Below are 15063 nucleotides of genomic sequence, written 5' to 3'. Positions count from 1 at the left end.
TATCTCGACGCCGCGCGCCGCGCCGGCCGTGTTCGAGGTCGCTGGCGCGGCTTGGCGCGCAGGTCTGGATGACCGGCGCCGACCCCGCCGCCTTCGCGGCGCTGGAGGCGGCGGAGCGGTTCACCGTCAGCCCCGGGCGGATCGCGCGGGAGGCATAGGGGGAGCGTCGGCAACCCCGCAGGCGCCCCCTCCGCCTTGTTCCGTGGCTCGCACGCTCCGTGCGCCGACGACATTCGGCCGCCTCGCACCGTCGCCCTCCGGCTTGACCGGAGGGCCCATGGCCGGGCTCAGGAGCTATCCGCGGGGCATGGATGCTCCGGTCAAGCCGGAGCATGACGGCCTGTGGGTGCCGCTCGCCTGCACGGGCAAGTGCGGGTGGCGCGCTCGTTCCTCTGTCGGCGCCGCGCCCGCTTTGGCAGCCTCACATTTCCGCGATGTTCATTCGGGAAATCCTGTGGCGCCCGCGCCACCTGCGGGCCGGCGTCGGGTGCTACGACATTTCGCATCTGCGAAGGCGGCACCGGTCGCGCTTTGCGGCGTTAACCTTAACGCCACCCAAACCCGCTTCAATGCGCAGAGACGGGCGGCCTTCTGCCGCCGGCGTGCGTTGTGCGCGCAATGGCAAACCCGGAGTTCAGTTGGGCACCATGGCCAGCGATGATCCCATAACCTCCTCGCGCCTTTCCCGCCGCCTGTTCATGCTCGGCGCGCCGCTGGCGCTCGCCGCATGCCAGACCACGCAGCCGTCGGCGCGGGGGCCGGTCTATTCGTCCTATCTGATGAGCATGTACGGGCCGGTCGAGGGCGAGCCCCATCCGGTGGACGCGGTGGACCTCGACGAGGTCGACCCGCAGTTCCTGCGCCAGGAAGTGGACTATTCCGGCGGCTACGCGCCCGGCACCATCGTGGTGGATATCGACAAGCGCTATCTCTATCTGGTCCAGCGGGGCGGCCGCGCCATACGCTACGGGGTGGGCGTCGGCAAGCAGGGCTATTCTTTCAAGGGCTGGGCCACCATCCGCCGCAAGGAGAAGTGGCCGGACTGGACGCCGACCGCCAACATGATCCGGCTCCAGCCCGAGCGCTACGGCCCCTATGCCGGCGGCCTGCCCGGCGGCGAGGACAACCCGCTCGGCCCGCGCGCGCTCTATCTCTATGACGGCGACCGGGACACCATGTTCCGCATCCACGGCACCATCGAGCCATGGAGCATCGGCAAGCAGGTGTCGTCCGGCTGCATCCGCCTGCTCAACCAGGACATCATCGACCTCTACGAGCGCGTGCCGCTGGGCACGCGGGTGATGGTGGTGGGCAGCGGCAGCGCCGGCGCCTGACGGCCGCCGCGACCCGGGCGCACGCCGGGCGCGTAGGCTCCCGGAGTTGCGCGCTGGACAAGCCTTCCGGCTAATGATGAGCTTGAGCCAACCACAAGGCTCCGAGCGCGCGCCGCCGGAAGGGAGAGATGGTCCAGGCCTCCGTCGTCATCTTCGCGGCCCTCGGCTATATCGGGCTGCTGTTCGCCATTGCGAGCTTCGGAGACCGCATCCGGCCCGCATCGGCGCGGCGCGCCCCGCGCCCGCTGATCTACTCGCTCTCGCTGGCGGTCTACTGCACGTCCTGGACCTTCTTCGGCTCGGTGGGCTTCGCCACCACCCACGGCTTCGACTTCCTCACCATCTATCTCGGCCCGGTCATCGTCATGACCGTGGGCGCGCCGGTGTTCCTGCGCATCGTACGGCTCGCCAAAGCGCATAACATCACCTCGGTGGCCGACTTCATCGCCGCGCGCTATGGCAAGAACCAGGGCATCGCCGCTTTGGTGGCGCTGGTCGCCATCGTCGGCGCCATTCCCTACATCTCGCTGCAGCTGAAGGCGGTCTCGGCCTCGCTGCTGGCGGTGCTCGGCCATTTTGCGGGCGACGCCTCGCACTTCTCGGTGGTGGGCGACCTCGCGCTGTTCGTCGCCTGCGCCATGGCGGCGTTCGCGGTGCTGTTCGGCACCCGCCATGCCGACGCCACCGAGCACCAGGACGGGCTGATGCTCGCCATCGCCACGGAATCGCTGGTGAAGCTCGCCGCGTTCCTGATGGTGGGCATCCTCGTCACCTTCTTCCTGTTCGGCGGCCCGGTGGACCTGTGGGACGCGGCGCGCAACGCGCAGGTGGTCGGCCCGTTCGCGCAGGGCCTGTCGCTGGAGAACTGGATCACCATGACGGTGCTCTCGGCGGGCGCCTTCGTGCTTTTGCCGCGCCAGTTCCACGTGGCGGTGGTGGAGAACAAGGGCGAGAGCGAGATCCGCCGGGCGCGCTGGCTGTTCCCGCTCTACCTCGTGCTCATCAACCTGTTCGTGGTGCCGCTGGCGCTCGGCGGCATGACGCTGTTTCCCACCTCCATCGTCGACAGCGACGTCTACGTGCTCGCGGTGCCGCTCTCGGCGGGCATGGAGGGGCTGGCGCTGTTCGCCTTCGTGGGCGGGCTCTCCGCCGCGACGGCGATGGTGATCGTCGAGAGCGTCGCGCTCTCCATCATGATCTCCAACGACCTCGTCATGCCGCTGCTGCTGCGCCGCCGCGCCGAGCGGACCGAGGAGGACAGCCAGCCGCGCGACATGATGGGGATCGTGCTGCTGGTGCGGCGCACCTCCATCTTCCTGACGCTGCTGCTGGCCTATCTCTATTACCGCACCACCGGCGAGGTGCAGCTGGCGCAGATCGGCCTGCTCTCCTTCGCCGCCATCGCCCAGGTGGGGCCGGCCTTCCTCGCCGGGCTCATCTGGCAGCGCGCCACGGCCAAGGGGGCCATGGCGGCGATCGTCGCCGGCATCGCCATCTGGGCCTATACGCTGCTGCTGCCGAGCCTCGCCGATGCCGGGCTGATCTCCCGGGCCTTCGTGGAGGACGGGCCGTTCGGCATCGCTCTGCTGCGGCCGACGGCGCTGCTCGGCATCCATGCCGGCTCGCTCGCCCACGGCGTGACGTGGAGCCTTGGCATCAACGCCTTGGTTCTGATCGTGGTCTCCTTCCTGACCAAGCCGAGCCAGATCGAGCGGGTGCAGGCCGGCCTGTTCATGATCCACAATGCCGACAAGCTGCCGCTGCGCCCGGCGTTCCGGCGCTGGCGCTCGTCGGTCACGGTGGGCGAGGTGATCGCCACCGTCGAGCGCTACCTGGGCGAGGCGCGGGCCAAGGCCGCGTTCGAGAACTTCGCCCGCATGCAGGGCATCCCGCTGGACGTCAACCGCGAGGCGGACGCCGGGACGGTGCGCTATGCCGAGCATCTGCTCGCCTCGGCCGTGGGCGCCGCCTCCTCGCGCCTCGTTCTGTCGCTGCTGCTGCGCAAGCGGGCGGTCTCCACCAAGGCGGCGCTGAAGCTGCTGGACGACGCCTCCGCCGCCATCCAGTACAATCGCGAGCTGCTCCAGAACGCCATCGACCATGTGGGACAGGGCATCGCCGTGTTCGACAAGGAGCTGCGCCTCGTGTGCTGGAACCGGCGCTTCGGCGACATGCTGGATCTGCCGGCGGACTGCTATGCGGTGGGCGTGCCGCTGCACGAGATCCTCGCCAGCGCCCCGGCCGAGCGGGAGGGCGCCGAGCTGCGTCCCGAGGAGCGCGTGGCGCGCTATGCGAATGCCAGCACATCCTTCTCCGAGCGCCTGCACCAGCGCGGCACGGTGATCGAGGCGCGCTCCGACCCCATGCCCGACGGCGGCATCGCCGTGACCTACACCGACATCACCGCCTCGGTGGAGGCGGCGCTGGCGCTGGAGCGCGCCAACGAGACGCTGGAGCGCCGCGTGCGCGAGCGCACCAAGGAGCTGGAGCGCCTCAACCATGCGCTGGAGAAGGCCAAGGCCGAGGCCGACGAGGCCAACATCTCCAAGACGCGGTTCCTCGCCGCCGCGAGCCACGACATCCTGCAGCCGCTGAACGCCGCACGCCTCTATGTGACGAGCCTGGTGGAGCGCTCCAAGGGGCCGGAGGACCAGCGCCTCGCCGGCAACGTGGACGCCTCGCTGGAGGCGGTGGAGGAGATCCTCGGCGCGCTACTCGACATTTCGCGCCTCGATTCGGGGGCCATGCGGCCGGAGATCGCCCCGTTCCGCATCGCCGACGTGCTGAAGCAGCTGGAGATGGAATTCGCGCCGCTGGCGCGCGAGAAGGGCATCGACCTCACCTTCGTGCCGTGCGCCCTCGCGGTGCGCTCCGACCGGCGGCTGCTGCGGCGCCTGTTGCAGAACTTCATCTCCAACGCCATCAAGTACACGCCCAAGGGCAAGGTGCTGGTGGGCTGCCGGCGGCACAAGGGAAAGCTGCGCATCGAGGTCTACGACACCGGCGTCGGCATCCCGAAGTCGAAGCACAAGCTGGTGTTCCAGGAGTTCCAGCGGCTCGACCGCGGCGCCCGCGAGGCGCGCGGCCTCGGGCTCGGCCTCTCCATCGTCGAGCGCATCGCCCGCGTGCTCGACCACACCGTCGCCATGCGCTCGCAGCCGGGCAAGGGCTCGGTCTTCACCGTGGAACTGCCGATCGCCGTGCAGGTGCCGGAAGAGGCGCCGGTGCCGGCCGAGCCGGTGCGCGGCGGGGCGCGCCTCGACGGGCTCACCATTCTCGCCATCGACAACGAGCCGGCCATCCTCGAAGGCATGGAACTGCTGCTCACCGGCTGGGGCTGCGATGTCATCAAGGCCGCCGACGCGGTGGAGGCCCTGGAGCGGGTGCGGGACCTGCGCAAGCAGCCCGACTTCGCGCTGGTGGACTACCACCTCGACGACGGCAACGGCATCGACGCGGTGATGGCGCTGCGCTGGAAGCTTGGCAAGCTGCCGGCGGTGCTGATCACCGCCGACCGCTCGCGCAAGGTGCGCGAGGCGGCCAAGGCGGCCGAGATCACGGTGCTCAACAAGCCGCTGAAGCCCGCGGCCCTGCGCGCCGTGCTCGCCCAGGGACGCCTCGCCCGCACCGCCGCCGAATGATCGACGCGCAGCAAAGCCGACGCCCGTGAAGCCGGCGCGTGGCGCGCCGGCTCAGCCGGCGATGACCACCTGCGGATCGCGGCCGATGAGCTTGGCGAGCTGGCGCAGGCGGCTCATCACCCGGTCGTTGATGAGCGCGGACAGGGCCTGCGGCACGCTCAGCACCAACTGGTCGCCCTCCACCTTCAGCGGCGTGCGCGGCAGGATGCCGGGCATGGCGGCCGAAAGCAGATAGGCGACCCGCATGGCCGCGCCGAGGATGCGCGCGCGGTCCAGCATGCCGGTGGACACCAGCTCCAGGATCCGCGTGCCGTATTCGTCCTCGCCGAGCCCCATGTGGCGGAAATAGACCGCCAGCGCGATATAGCCGCGCCCGGGATGGTCCACGCCGACGAAGGCGGCATGGGCGATGATGTTGAGGCTCTGCTCGCCGCGATAGTCGGGATGGGCGCGCCAGCCGATGTCCGCCAACAGGCAGGCGGCGCGGCGCAGGCGCGCCTCCTCCGCGCTCTCCTCCAGCACCAGGGAGGAGGCGAAGAAGCCGTCGGTCCACGCCACCAGTTCGTCGCCGTGGCGCGGCGCCCGCGAGCGCAGCAGGTTCAGCTCGGCGGCGGCGGCGATCAGCGGGTCCTCGCGTCGCGCCTCGGGGGTGAGCAGCGAATAGAGCAGGCCCTCGCGCACGCCCATGGCCGAGATCACCACCTCGGAGGGGCGGCCGAGCCGCACCACGTTCTCCAGCACCAGCGCGCCATAGGTGAGCAGCGGGCGGCGGGCGTCGGAGACGGTGTCGATATGCGCCAGCGCCTCCGGATCGGCGCGGTGGACGATGCGCGCGAAGTCCAGCGCTTCCTTGGCGGGCAAGGTATAGCCGTGCATCACATGCAGCGGATAGCCCTTCTGGAACATGTGGAGCCGCGCCAGCGCGCGCCACGTCCCGCCCACCGCATAGAAGGTGCGCCCGGCCAGCTGGCTCAGCACGCCGGCCTCCGGCATGGTCTCGCGCACGATCTTCTCAGCCTTGCGCGGCGACTTCGACGAGCGGTCCTCCAGCGCGAGGCCGCCCAGGGGCAAAGTGATGCCGGCGCCGATCTTCTGGCCCTTCACGTCCACCAGTTCGAGCGATCCGCCGCCGAGGTCGCCGACGATGCCGTCCGGCTGGTGCACGCCGGAGACCACGCCGCAGGCGGCCAGCTCCGCCTCGCGCTTGCCGGTGAGCAGCTCGATGGACACGCCGCAGATGGCCTCGCACTCGGCGATGAAGGCGGGGCCGTTCTGCGCATCGCGCGCGGCGGCGGTGGCGAGCGCTAGGACGCGGCCGACGCGCATGGCGTCGCACAAAGCGCGGAACCGCCGCAGCGCGGCGAAGGCGCGCTCCACCGCATCCTCGGCGAGGCGGCCGGTGGAGAGCACCTCCCGGCCGAGGCCGCACAGCGCCTTCTCGTTGAAGATCGGGGTCGGCGCCCGCGTCAGGCCTTCATAGACCACGAGGCGCACCGAGTTGGAGCCGATGTCGATCACCGCGATCGGCGGGCCGGAGGCGAGGCGCCCCGGCGCGCCGTGCAGGTCGTCCGGCGCCTCAGCGGCGGAGAGGAGACTGCGCGGCGAAGAATCTTTGAGAGACTTTCCACGTCCAGACAAGCTCGGGTTCGTCATGAAATACTGGTGGGCGTTGAAACGTTCCTCGCCCGGGCCGGGGACGATTCGCTCGGACGATCCGTCCGGCAACACCCGCCAGCTCTGCTCATTGTCGATCAGGTTGGCCACCATGATCTGGTCGAGAACCTGCTCATGCACGGTCGGGTTGGTAATGGGGCATAGTGTCTCGACCCGGCGGTCGAGATTGCGCTGCATCAGGTCCGCCGAGGAGATGTAGACGATCGCCTGCGGGCTCGGCAATCCGTGTCCGGCGCCGAAGCAGTAGATGCGCGAGTGCTCCAGGAACCGGCCGACGATGGACTTGACGCGGATGTTCTCGCTGAGGCCGGGAATGCCGGGCCGAAGGCAGCAGATGCCGCGCACGATGCAATCCACCTTCACGCCCGCCTGGCTCGCCGCGTAGAGCGCGTCGATGATCTGCGGGTCCACGAGCGAATTGCACTTCAGCCAGATGGCGGCCGGACGGCCGTCGCGGGCATGCGCGATCTCCTCGGCGATGTTGCGCAGCAGGCGCGGCTTCAGCGTGGTGGGGGAGACCGCCATCACGTCCAGCTCGCCCGGCGTCGCATAGCCGGTGATGAAGTTGAAGATGCGCGCCACGTCCTGGGCGATCACCGGGTCGGCGGTGAAGAAGGAGAGGTCGGTATAGATGCGGGCGGTAATGGGGTGGTAGTTGCCGGTGCCCACATGCACGTAGGTGGCGAGTGTGCCGCCCTCCCGGCGCACCGCCATGGAGAGCTTGCCGTGGGTCTTCAGCTCGATGAAGCCGAACACCACCTGCACGCCCGCGCGCTCCAAATCGCGCGCCCAGCGGATGTTGGCCTCCTCGTCGAAGCGCGCCTTCAGCTCCACCAGCGCGGTCACCGACTTGCCGGCCTCGGCGCTCGGCGAGCGCCTTCACGATGGGGCTGTCGGAGGAGGTTCGGTAGAGGGTCTGCTTGATGGCGACGACGTTGGGGTCGCGGGCGGCCTGGCGAAGGAACTGAACCACCACGTCAAAGGATTCATAAGGGTGGTGAACCAGAATGTCCTTCTCACGAATAGCGAGAAAGCAGTCTCCTCCGTGGTCGCGGATGCGCTCGGGAAATCGCGCATTGTAGGGCGGAAACTTGAGATCCGGCCGATCCACGGAGACGAGCTGTGAGAACTCGTTCATGGCGACCACGCCGTCGATGACGAAGATCTCGTCGTCGTTCACGCCCAGCTCGCGGGCGACAAAGTTGCGCAGTTCGTCCGGCATGGCGGCGTCGGCCTCCATGCGGATCACCTCGCCGTAGCGGCGCTGCTTGAGCGCGGTCTCGAACAGGCGGACGAGGTCCTCGGCCTCCTCCTCGATTTCCAGGTCACTGTCGCGGATGACGCGGAACACGCCCTGGCCCTTCACCGCGTAGCCGGGGAACAGGCGCGAAATGAACAGGCCGATCATCTGCTCGAGCGTGATGAAGCGCATGGCGCCGGCGTCGTCCGGCAGGCGGATGAAGCGCTCCACCTTGGCGGGCACGCGGATCAGCGCGTTCATGCCCCGCCCGTCGCTCTCGCGCACCAGCTGGAGCGCCAGCGAGAAGCCGAGATTGGGGATGAACGGGAACGGATGCGCCGGGTCGATGGCGAGCGGCGTGAGGACCGGGAAGACGTGATTGAGGAAGTGCTTCTCCAGCGCGTCCCGGTCGGCGCCCGAGGCGTCGGCGCCATCCACCAGGACGATGCCCACATCCGCCAGCTCCCGGCGCAGTTCGCGCCAGCGCACCTGCTGGTCGGCGATCAGCTGGGCCGCCCCGGCCATGATCTTCACCAATTGCTCGGACGGGGTGAGGCCGTCCGGGCTCGGCGTCTGCACGCCCTCGCGCACCTGTTCCTTCAGGCCGGCGACGCGGACCATGAAGAACTCGTCGAGGTTGTTCGCCGAAATGGAGAGGAAGCGCAGCTGCTCCAGCAGCGGGTGGCTGCGGTTGGAGGCCTCCTCCATCACGCGCCGGTTGAAGTGCAGCCAGGATAGCTCGCGATTGATGAAGCGCTCCGGCGAGGCGGCGAGGGCAAGCGCCTCGCGGGCTTCGTCGACGGCGAATTCCTCCACCTGCGCCAAGGCTGCGGCATCGTTTGCGCTCATGCTGGGTCCCCCTTGCTCGGCCGGACCATGGCCGCCTTGCATGACCACTCTATGACGGCCGGCGGCGTCAGTCTTCGTCTTCGTTCGCGGCCAGTTCACCCTGCTCCTTGAGCACTTGGGCGGCCAGCGCACGGGTCACCGGCCGGGCGGCGGCGAGGGCTGCGGCGTCGATCGCCTCCACCACCCGCTTCGCCCCGGCCACCGAGCGCGGCGCCCGCAGCAGGAGGTATTGAACGGTGGCTTCATCCACCATCAGCTGATGGTCGGCGAACAGCTTCACCAGCACCGCGGCGAGCAGCGCGTCGTCGGCGGGGGCGATCTCGAACACCGGGACGGTGCGAAGACGCGAGGCCAGGTCGGCGGTGGCGAGCTTCAGCTGGGCAGGCGGCACGCGGGCGGTGATGAGCAGAAACGCGTTCTGCTCGCGGGTCAGGTTGAGGAGATGGAACAGCGCCGCCTCCTCGAAGCCGGCGGGCTCCAGGTCCTCCAGCACCAGCGCGCCGGTGGCGAGGGCGTCCGGCACGCCGGCGCGGTCGAGCGCCCGCGCCTCGATCATGCGTGCGCCGGCGCGCTCGGCGAAGATGGCGGCGAGATGGTCTTCTTGCCGGCGCTTCGGGTCCGACGAGGCACACCACGCGGGCCGCCAGTCGGGGAAGGCGTCGATCAGCGCCAGCGCGGCGGCATTGCTCGGCGCGGCGAGGAATCCTCGCGCCGCAAGGCCGGCCGGCCGGGAAGCTGGAGCGGCAGCTGGCGCGGGCGCGAAAAGCGGGGCATGGCGTTCAGGGCGGCCCGGCGGCCGGCGGCGGCAGGAGGTCGTCCTCCTCGCCCCGATAGAGCGTCGAATGCATGTACTGGCCGATGGCGAACCGCGTCAGAACGCCCACCGCGGCGGTGAGCGGCACCGCCAGCAGCAGGCCGACGAAGCCGAACAGGTAGCCGAAGGCGAACAAGGCGAACATCAGCCAGACCGGATGGACGCCGATGCTGTCGCCCACCAGCTTGGGATAGAGCACATAGCCCTCGATGGTCTGCCCGGCGATGAAGATGGCGACCACGGTGCCGATCATCCCCCAATCCGGGAAGAACTGCACGATGGCGACGCCGATGGCGAGGATGAAGCCGGTGAGCGAGCCCACATAGGGGATGAAGGAGATGATGCCCGAGACGATGCCGATCAGCAGGCCGAAATTGAGCCCCACCATGGAGAGCGAAACGGCATAGAAGGTGCCGAGGATGAGGCAGACCACCGCCTGGCCGCGCACGAAGCCGGCGATGGCGAGGTCCATGGAGCGGGCGAGGTGGTGCACCACCGGGCGGTGCGGAACCGGGACGAGGCGGTCCACATAGGCCACCATCGAGTCCCAGTCGCACAGGATGTAGAACATCACCACCGGGGTCACCACCAGAAGCGCGAACATGGAGATCAGCGCCTGCCCGCCGGACCACACCGAGGACAGCAGCCCCAGAAGGTAGGTCACGCTCTGGGACATCAGGTCGGAGATCGAGCGCTGCATGTCCGGCAGGCGGTCGCCGACGATATGGGAGAGCCACTCCCGATTCTCCTCGGTGACGAGGCCCTGAAGCCGCGTGACGTAGGACGGCAGGCGCTGGATGAAATCGAACAGCTGGCTGGAGAGCACCGGCAGCAGCACCAGGAAGAACAGCATCACGAAAAACAGCATGATGCCGACGATGACGAGGCTCGACGGCATGCGGCCGATGCCCAGCCGCTCCAGGCGGATCACCACCGGATTGAGGAAATAGGCGAGCACGATGCCGGCAACGAACGGCAGCAGCACGCCCCGCAGAAGCCAGAGGACGAGGATGGTCGCCAGCAGCGCGCCGATCCAGAAGCCCACCTGAACCCTGCCGGCCATCGCGCCTCCTTGGGTCATGTGCTGCACCGCATTGTCTGTCCCGTATCACAGGCCGATACGCCCGGTGCGCGCAAGCCTGAATGAAGGGCGCGGCGCCCGGGCATCCGCCCCTCGCGGCCGGCGCGGCGGCTCACTTCGCCATGTGGCGCGTCCATTCCGCGAGATAGGCAGCGGCGGAAACGCCCGTCAAGAGGCCGACCGCCACCAGGCCCAGTTCCATCAGCTGCGGCGCCTCGATGCCGAATCCGGCGCTGGCGAGCACGAAGGCCGCGAAGCAGATCTGCGCCAGCGTGTTGGCCTTCGACACCAAGAGCGGCGCGATCGTCACCGGCCGGTCGAGCACCTGCGAGAGCAGGACAGCGCCGACGATCAGCACGTCGCGCGTGACCACGGCGATGGCGATCCAGCTCGGCACCAGGGATGTGGCCGCGAGCATCACGTAGATCGACACCAGCAGCGCCTTGTCGGCCAGCGGATCGAGATAGGCGCCCAGCTCGGTCTGCATGTCGAACTTCTTGGCGATCAGGCCGTCGAGCGCGTCGGAGATGCCCGCCACCACGAACAGCCAGAACGCCAGCTCCGCCCGCCCGGAGGCGATCGCCCAGATGACCACCGGCACCAGCAGGATGCGGATGAGGGTGATGATGTTCGGCAGGCTCACGCGTCGTGTTCCGTTATTGCTCTTGCCGCCAGCATAAGCGGGGCGCCGGAGCGGCGGTAGTGCCGGCCCGGCTTGCTCAATCGCGCCGCACGGTCATGTTGCCGAAGGTCTGGCGGCTGGGCATGGCCTGGATGCGGTTGATGTTCACGTGGCGCGGCAGGGTGCAGGCGAAGAACACCTGCTCGGCGATGTCGGCCCCGGTCATGGGCTCGGCGCCGGCATAGACCTTCTGCGCGCGCCCGGCGTCGCCCTCGAAGCGCACCATGGAGAATTCGGTCTCCACCAGCCCGGGCTCGATATTGGTGACGCGCACGCCGGTGCCCGCCACGTCCGCCCACAGGTTCAAGGAGAACTGCTTCACGAACGCCTTGGTGGCGCCGTAGACATTGGCGCCGGGATAGGGGAACTCGCCGGCGATCGAGCCGGTGAGCACCACGTGGCCCTGCCGGCGCGCCACCATGGCCGGCAGGCTGGCGCGCACCGTGTAGAGCATGCCGTTGATGTTGGTCTCCACCATCGTGTCCCAGTTGGCGAGGCTCGCCTGCTGCGCCGGCTCCAGCCCGAGCGCGAGGCCGGCATTGGCGAACACCACGTTGTAGTCGGCGAACGGCGCCGGCAATCCCGCGAAGGCGGCCTCGGTCGCCGCGGCATCGCGCACGTCCAGCTCCACCGGCAGGATGCGCTCGCCCAGTTCGTCGCGCAGCGCCTCCAGGCGATCCTTGCGCCGGCCCATCACCACCACCTGCGACCCGGCGGCCGCAAAGCGGCGGACGGTCGCCTCGCCGATGCCGGAGGTCGCGCCGGTGACCACGATGGTGAGGGAACGGGGATCGAGCATGGCGGACATCGGGGGCTCCTTGTTCGGCGCCGGAGGGCGGGCTCCTCGCGCCAGCCGCTCCCGGCGGCACCCCGAGGCAGGCGCGCGCGGCGCCTGCGGCCGGTGCGGATGATGGCGGTGGGATAACGCGCATTAACCACTGCGTCCATCTATGTCAGAATGATGGTATCAAAGTAGTCATGCGGTCATGGTGATGCCATGATCCCGGCAAAAGGTTGGACCCTCGCATCAAGGTGCGGGCGACACGCGCATGGCGCGTCACGAGCCGAACGTTGTGAAAGGCCATGGAATGGTTCCGATCCCGCTTTCGGGCGGTGGCGGTTCGGAACCGAAATGGCTAGGGTTGCGGGGAACGTCCGGAGAGTGTGGATGAAGGTGGTTTATCTGGGGGCGGCGGTCGCTTCGGCGGTGGCATTGGGGGGATGCAGCACGGAGCTTGACGGCTTCGGCGCGAAGCCCTCCGCCATGGACAGCAACCGGGCGATGACGGCGCGACCGGCGCGGTGGAAACGTCGTCCGCCCCGGTGGCCGTGTCGGCGGCTGCGACCGGCGCCATCACCACCCGCACCGCGGCCACCGTCCCGCTGACGCCGCCGCCCGCCAATCCCGGCGGCACCGCTTATGCCCCCTCCGCCGCCAAGGACCAGATGTCGGGCGCCTGGAACTTCAGCTGGGACAATGGCCGCAACACCTGCCCGCTGACGCTCTCCAACACCCGCGGCCTCAACGGCCTCGCCGCCCAGGCGGACGTGTCCTGCCCAAGCGAGATCTTCATGACCAAGGGCTGGGACATCATGGGCGCCGACCTGGTGCTCCAGAACCACCAGGGCAAGGTCACGGCCCGGCTCCAGCCCGCCGGCCCGAACATGTATGTGGGCACCATCACCGATACCAACCAGAAGGTCGCCCTGGTTCGCTGAGACACCGCGCGCCGGCGATCCTTCCGACCCCGGCCTCCCGTGCACGCGCCCGGCTGCGCCCTCGGCACGCCACGTCACCCTGACGATCAGACCCGGAACATCGGCTGGCCGGTGATCCGTCCGCCGCCCCGGGCGCTCAGTGCGCCTCTTCCCAATTCTTCGCGGCCCGTCCGTCCACCTTCAGCGGCACCGAGAGCCGCACCGCCGGCTCGGGCGCGCTCTCCATCACGTGGCGCACCACGGGCAAGGTCGCCTCGGCCTCGGACTCGCTCACCTCGAACACCAGTTCGTCGTGCACCTGCAGCAGCATGCGGGCGGAGAGCTTGGCCCGCGCCAGCGCGTCCTCCATGCGCACCATGGCGCGGCGGATGATGTCGGCCGCGGTGCCCTGGAGGCGGGCATTGATGGCGGCGCGCTCGTTGAACGCGCGGATGGAGGGGTTCTTCGCCGCGATGTCGGGATAGTGGCAGCGCCGGCCGAACAGCGTTTCCACATAGCCGTGCTCGCGGCAGAAGGTCTTGGTTTCCTCCATATAGTCGCGGATGCCGGGGAAGCGCTCGAAATAGCGCTTGATGTACTGCCCCGCCTCCTCGCGCGGGATGGAAAGCTGGTTGGCGAGCCCGAACGCCGAGATGCCGTAGATGATGCCGAAATTGATCGCCTTGGCGCGCCGACGGATCTCGCCCGGCATGCCCTCCACCGGAACGTTGAACATCTCCGACGCGGTCATGGCGTGGATGTCGAGCCCGTCCTGGAACGCCTGCTTCAAGGCGGGGATATCGGCGATCTCGGCGAGCAGCCTGAGCTCGATCTGCGAATAGTCGGCGGAGATCAGAAGGTTGCCCTCTTCCGCCACGAACGCGCGGCGGATGCGCCGCCCTTCCTCGTGCGCACCGGGATGTTCTGCAAATTCGGATCGGACGAGGACAGCCGCCCGGTGGTGGTGGCGGCGAGGGCGTAGGAGGTGTGCACGCGCTTGGTCTGCGGATGCACATAGTTCGGCAGCGCGTCGGTATAGGTGGAGCGCAGCTTCGCCAGCTGGCGCCATTCGAGGATCTTCTGCGGCAGCTTGTGGCCGGCCTCGGCCAGTTCCTCCAGCGCGGTCGCCTTGGTGGACCACATGCCGGTGGCGGTCTTGGTGCCGCCGGGCAGGCCCATGCGGCCGAACAGGATGTCGCCCATCTGCTTCGGCGAGCCCACGTTCAGCCGCTCGCCGGCCAGCTCCGCGATCTCGTCCTCCACCCGCGCCGCGCCCTGGGCGAACTCGGAGGACAGGCGCGCCAGCATGGCCTTGTCGATGGCGATGCCGCGGCTCTCCATGCGCGCGAGCACCGCGATCAGCGGCCGCTCCAGGGTCTCGTAGACGGTGGTGCGGCCTTCGGCGGCGAGGCGGGGCTTCAGCACCTGCCACAGGCGCAGCGTGACGTCCGCGTCCTCGGCGGCATAGTCGGTGGCGGCCTGGAGCGGCACCTTGTCGAAGGTGATCTGGCCCTTGCCCTTGCCGGCCACCTCCGAGAAGGCGATCGGCTGGTGGCCGAGATGCAGCACCGAAAGCTCGTCCATGCCGTGGCCGTTGCGGCCGGCATCGAGCGCGTAGGACATGCACATGGTGCAGTCGATGGGGGCGACCTGGATGCCGTGGCGCGCCAGCACCAGCTGGTCGTACTTCACGTTGTGGCCGATCTTGAGGACGCCTTTGTCCTCCATCAGGCCCTTGAGCGCGGCGATCGCCTCGTGGCTGGGGATCTGGCCCGCCAGAAGACCCTCGCTGAACAGGCCGTCGCCCGCCCCCCGGTGCAGCAGCGGGATGTAGCAGGCCTCGTTGGGAGACAGAGCGAGCGAGACGCCCACCAGGTCAGCCTGCATGGGGTCGAGCGAATTGGTCTCGGTGTCGAAGGCGAGATGGCCCTGGTCCGCCGCCTTGGCGCACCAGGCCTTCAGCTCGGCGAGGTCGGAGAGCGTGCGGTAGGCGGTGCGGTCCACCGGCGTCGCCCGCGCCGCCTGGGCGCGGGTGCTGGCGAGCGCGGAG

Annotated in this window: 8 protein-coding genes and 2 pseudogenes; 3 read left to right on the top strand and 7 right to left on the bottom strand. The window is 69.1% G+C overall.

All coding sequences use genetic code 11. The annotated features are described in order from the left end of the window. Window positions 1-647 precede the first annotated feature (647 nt). Together AC2W7M_RS08520 and AC2W7M_RS08515 are read left to right on the top strand one after the other, a co-directional pair. A complete protein-coding gene (locus AC2W7M_RS08520; protein ID WP_486131645.1) occupies window positions 648-1334 on the top strand; it encodes a L,D-transpeptidase in 687 nt (228 codons plus the stop codon). Window positions 1335-1462: 128 nt separating this feature from the next. Next, on the top strand, window positions 1463-4975 hold the full coding sequence (locus AC2W7M_RS08515) for a PAS domain-containing hybrid sensor histidine kinase/response regulator (protein WP_486131641.1): 3513 nt from the start codon (window positions 1463-1465) through the stop codon (window positions 4973-4975). A gap of 51 nt (window positions 4976-5026) precedes the next feature. On the opposite strand, the gene ppx is transcribed toward AC2W7M_RS08515, so the two are convergent. The 6 genes and pseudogenes from ppx to AC2W7M_RS08485 form a co-directional block, all read right to left on the bottom strand. Continuing rightward, window positions 5027-7483, bottom strand: coding sequence for an exopolyphosphatase (gene ppx / locus AC2W7M_RS08510; protein WP_486131643.1), 2457 nt, complete (start codon window positions 7481-7483; stop codon window positions 5027-5029). A gap of 94 nt (window positions 7484-7577) precedes the next feature. Beyond that, window positions 7578-8597 (bottom strand): annotated as a pseudogene (locus AC2W7M_RS08505) (polyphosphate kinase); the annotation flags it as partial. Window positions 8598-8805: 208 nt separating this feature from the next. Further along, window positions 8806-9294, bottom strand: a complete 489-nt coding sequence (locus AC2W7M_RS08500) for a P-loop NTPase family protein (protein ID WP_486131639.1) — start codon at window positions 9292-9294, stop codon at window positions 8806-8808. A 223-nt stretch (window positions 9295-9517) separates the two neighbouring features. Next, window positions 9518-10615: an AI-2E family transporter gene (locus tag AC2W7M_RS08495; RefSeq protein WP_486131637.1), complete on the bottom strand. Its 1098-nt coding sequence runs from the start codon at window positions 10613-10615 to the stop codon at window positions 9518-9520. Window positions 10616-10745: 130 nt separating this feature from the next. Then, the gene (locus AC2W7M_RS08490; RefSeq protein ID WP_486131635.1) at window positions 10746-11276 is read right to left on the bottom strand and encodes a CDP-alcohol phosphatidyltransferase family protein; all 531 of its coding nucleotides are present in this window, start codon (window positions 11274-11276) and stop codon (window positions 10746-10748) included. Window positions 11277-11352: 76 nt separating this feature from the next. Continuing rightward, a complete protein-coding gene (locus AC2W7M_RS08485; RefSeq protein WP_486131633.1) occupies window positions 11353-12123 on the bottom strand; it encodes an SDR family NAD(P)-dependent oxidoreductase in 771 nt (256 codons plus the stop codon). Between the two features lie 494 nt (window positions 12124-12617). Here AC2W7M_RS08485 and AC2W7M_RS08480 point away from each other — a divergent pair, with 494 nt between their 5' ends. Continuing rightward, window positions 12618-13034, top strand: coding sequence for a protease inhibitor Inh/omp19 family protein (locus tag AC2W7M_RS08480; RefSeq protein WP_486131631.1), 417 nt, complete (start codon window positions 12618-12620; stop codon window positions 13032-13034). A gap of 136 nt (window positions 13035-13170) precedes the next feature. On the opposite strand, the pseudogene polA reads toward AC2W7M_RS08480, so the two are convergent. Beyond that, window positions 13171-15063 (bottom strand): annotated as a pseudogene (gene polA, locus AC2W7M_RS08475) (DNA polymerase I); the annotation flags it as partial.

The organism is Xanthobacter sp. BG11Y11_SDJG, from assembly GCF_057364445.1.
Note: the sequence above shows the minus strand (reverse complement) of the source record. Positions and strands in the feature narration are given on the sequence as shown.

Bases quoted from the DNA above. Each gene is read 5' to 3' on its own strand.
- AC2W7M_RS08520 (WP_486131645.1), top strand. From the start codon at position 648: ATGGCCAGCGATGATCCCATAACCTCCTCGCGCCTTTCCCGCCGCCTG.
- AC2W7M_RS08515 (WP_486131641.1), top strand. From the start codon at position 1,463: ATGGTCCAGGCCTCCGTCGTCATCTTCGCGGCCCTCGGCTATATCGGG.
- AC2W7M_RS08500 (WP_486131639.1), bottom strand. From the start codon at position 9,294: ATGATCGAGGCGCGGGCGCTCGACCGCGCCGGCGTGCCGGACGCCCTC.
- AC2W7M_RS08495 (WP_486131637.1), bottom strand. From the start codon at position 10,615: ATGGCCGGCAGGGTTCAGGTGGGCTTCTGGATCGGCGCGCTGCTGGCG.
- AC2W7M_RS08485 (WP_486131633.1), bottom strand. From the start codon at position 12,123: ATGTCCGCCATGCTCGATCCCCGTTCCCTCACCATCGTGGTCACCGGC.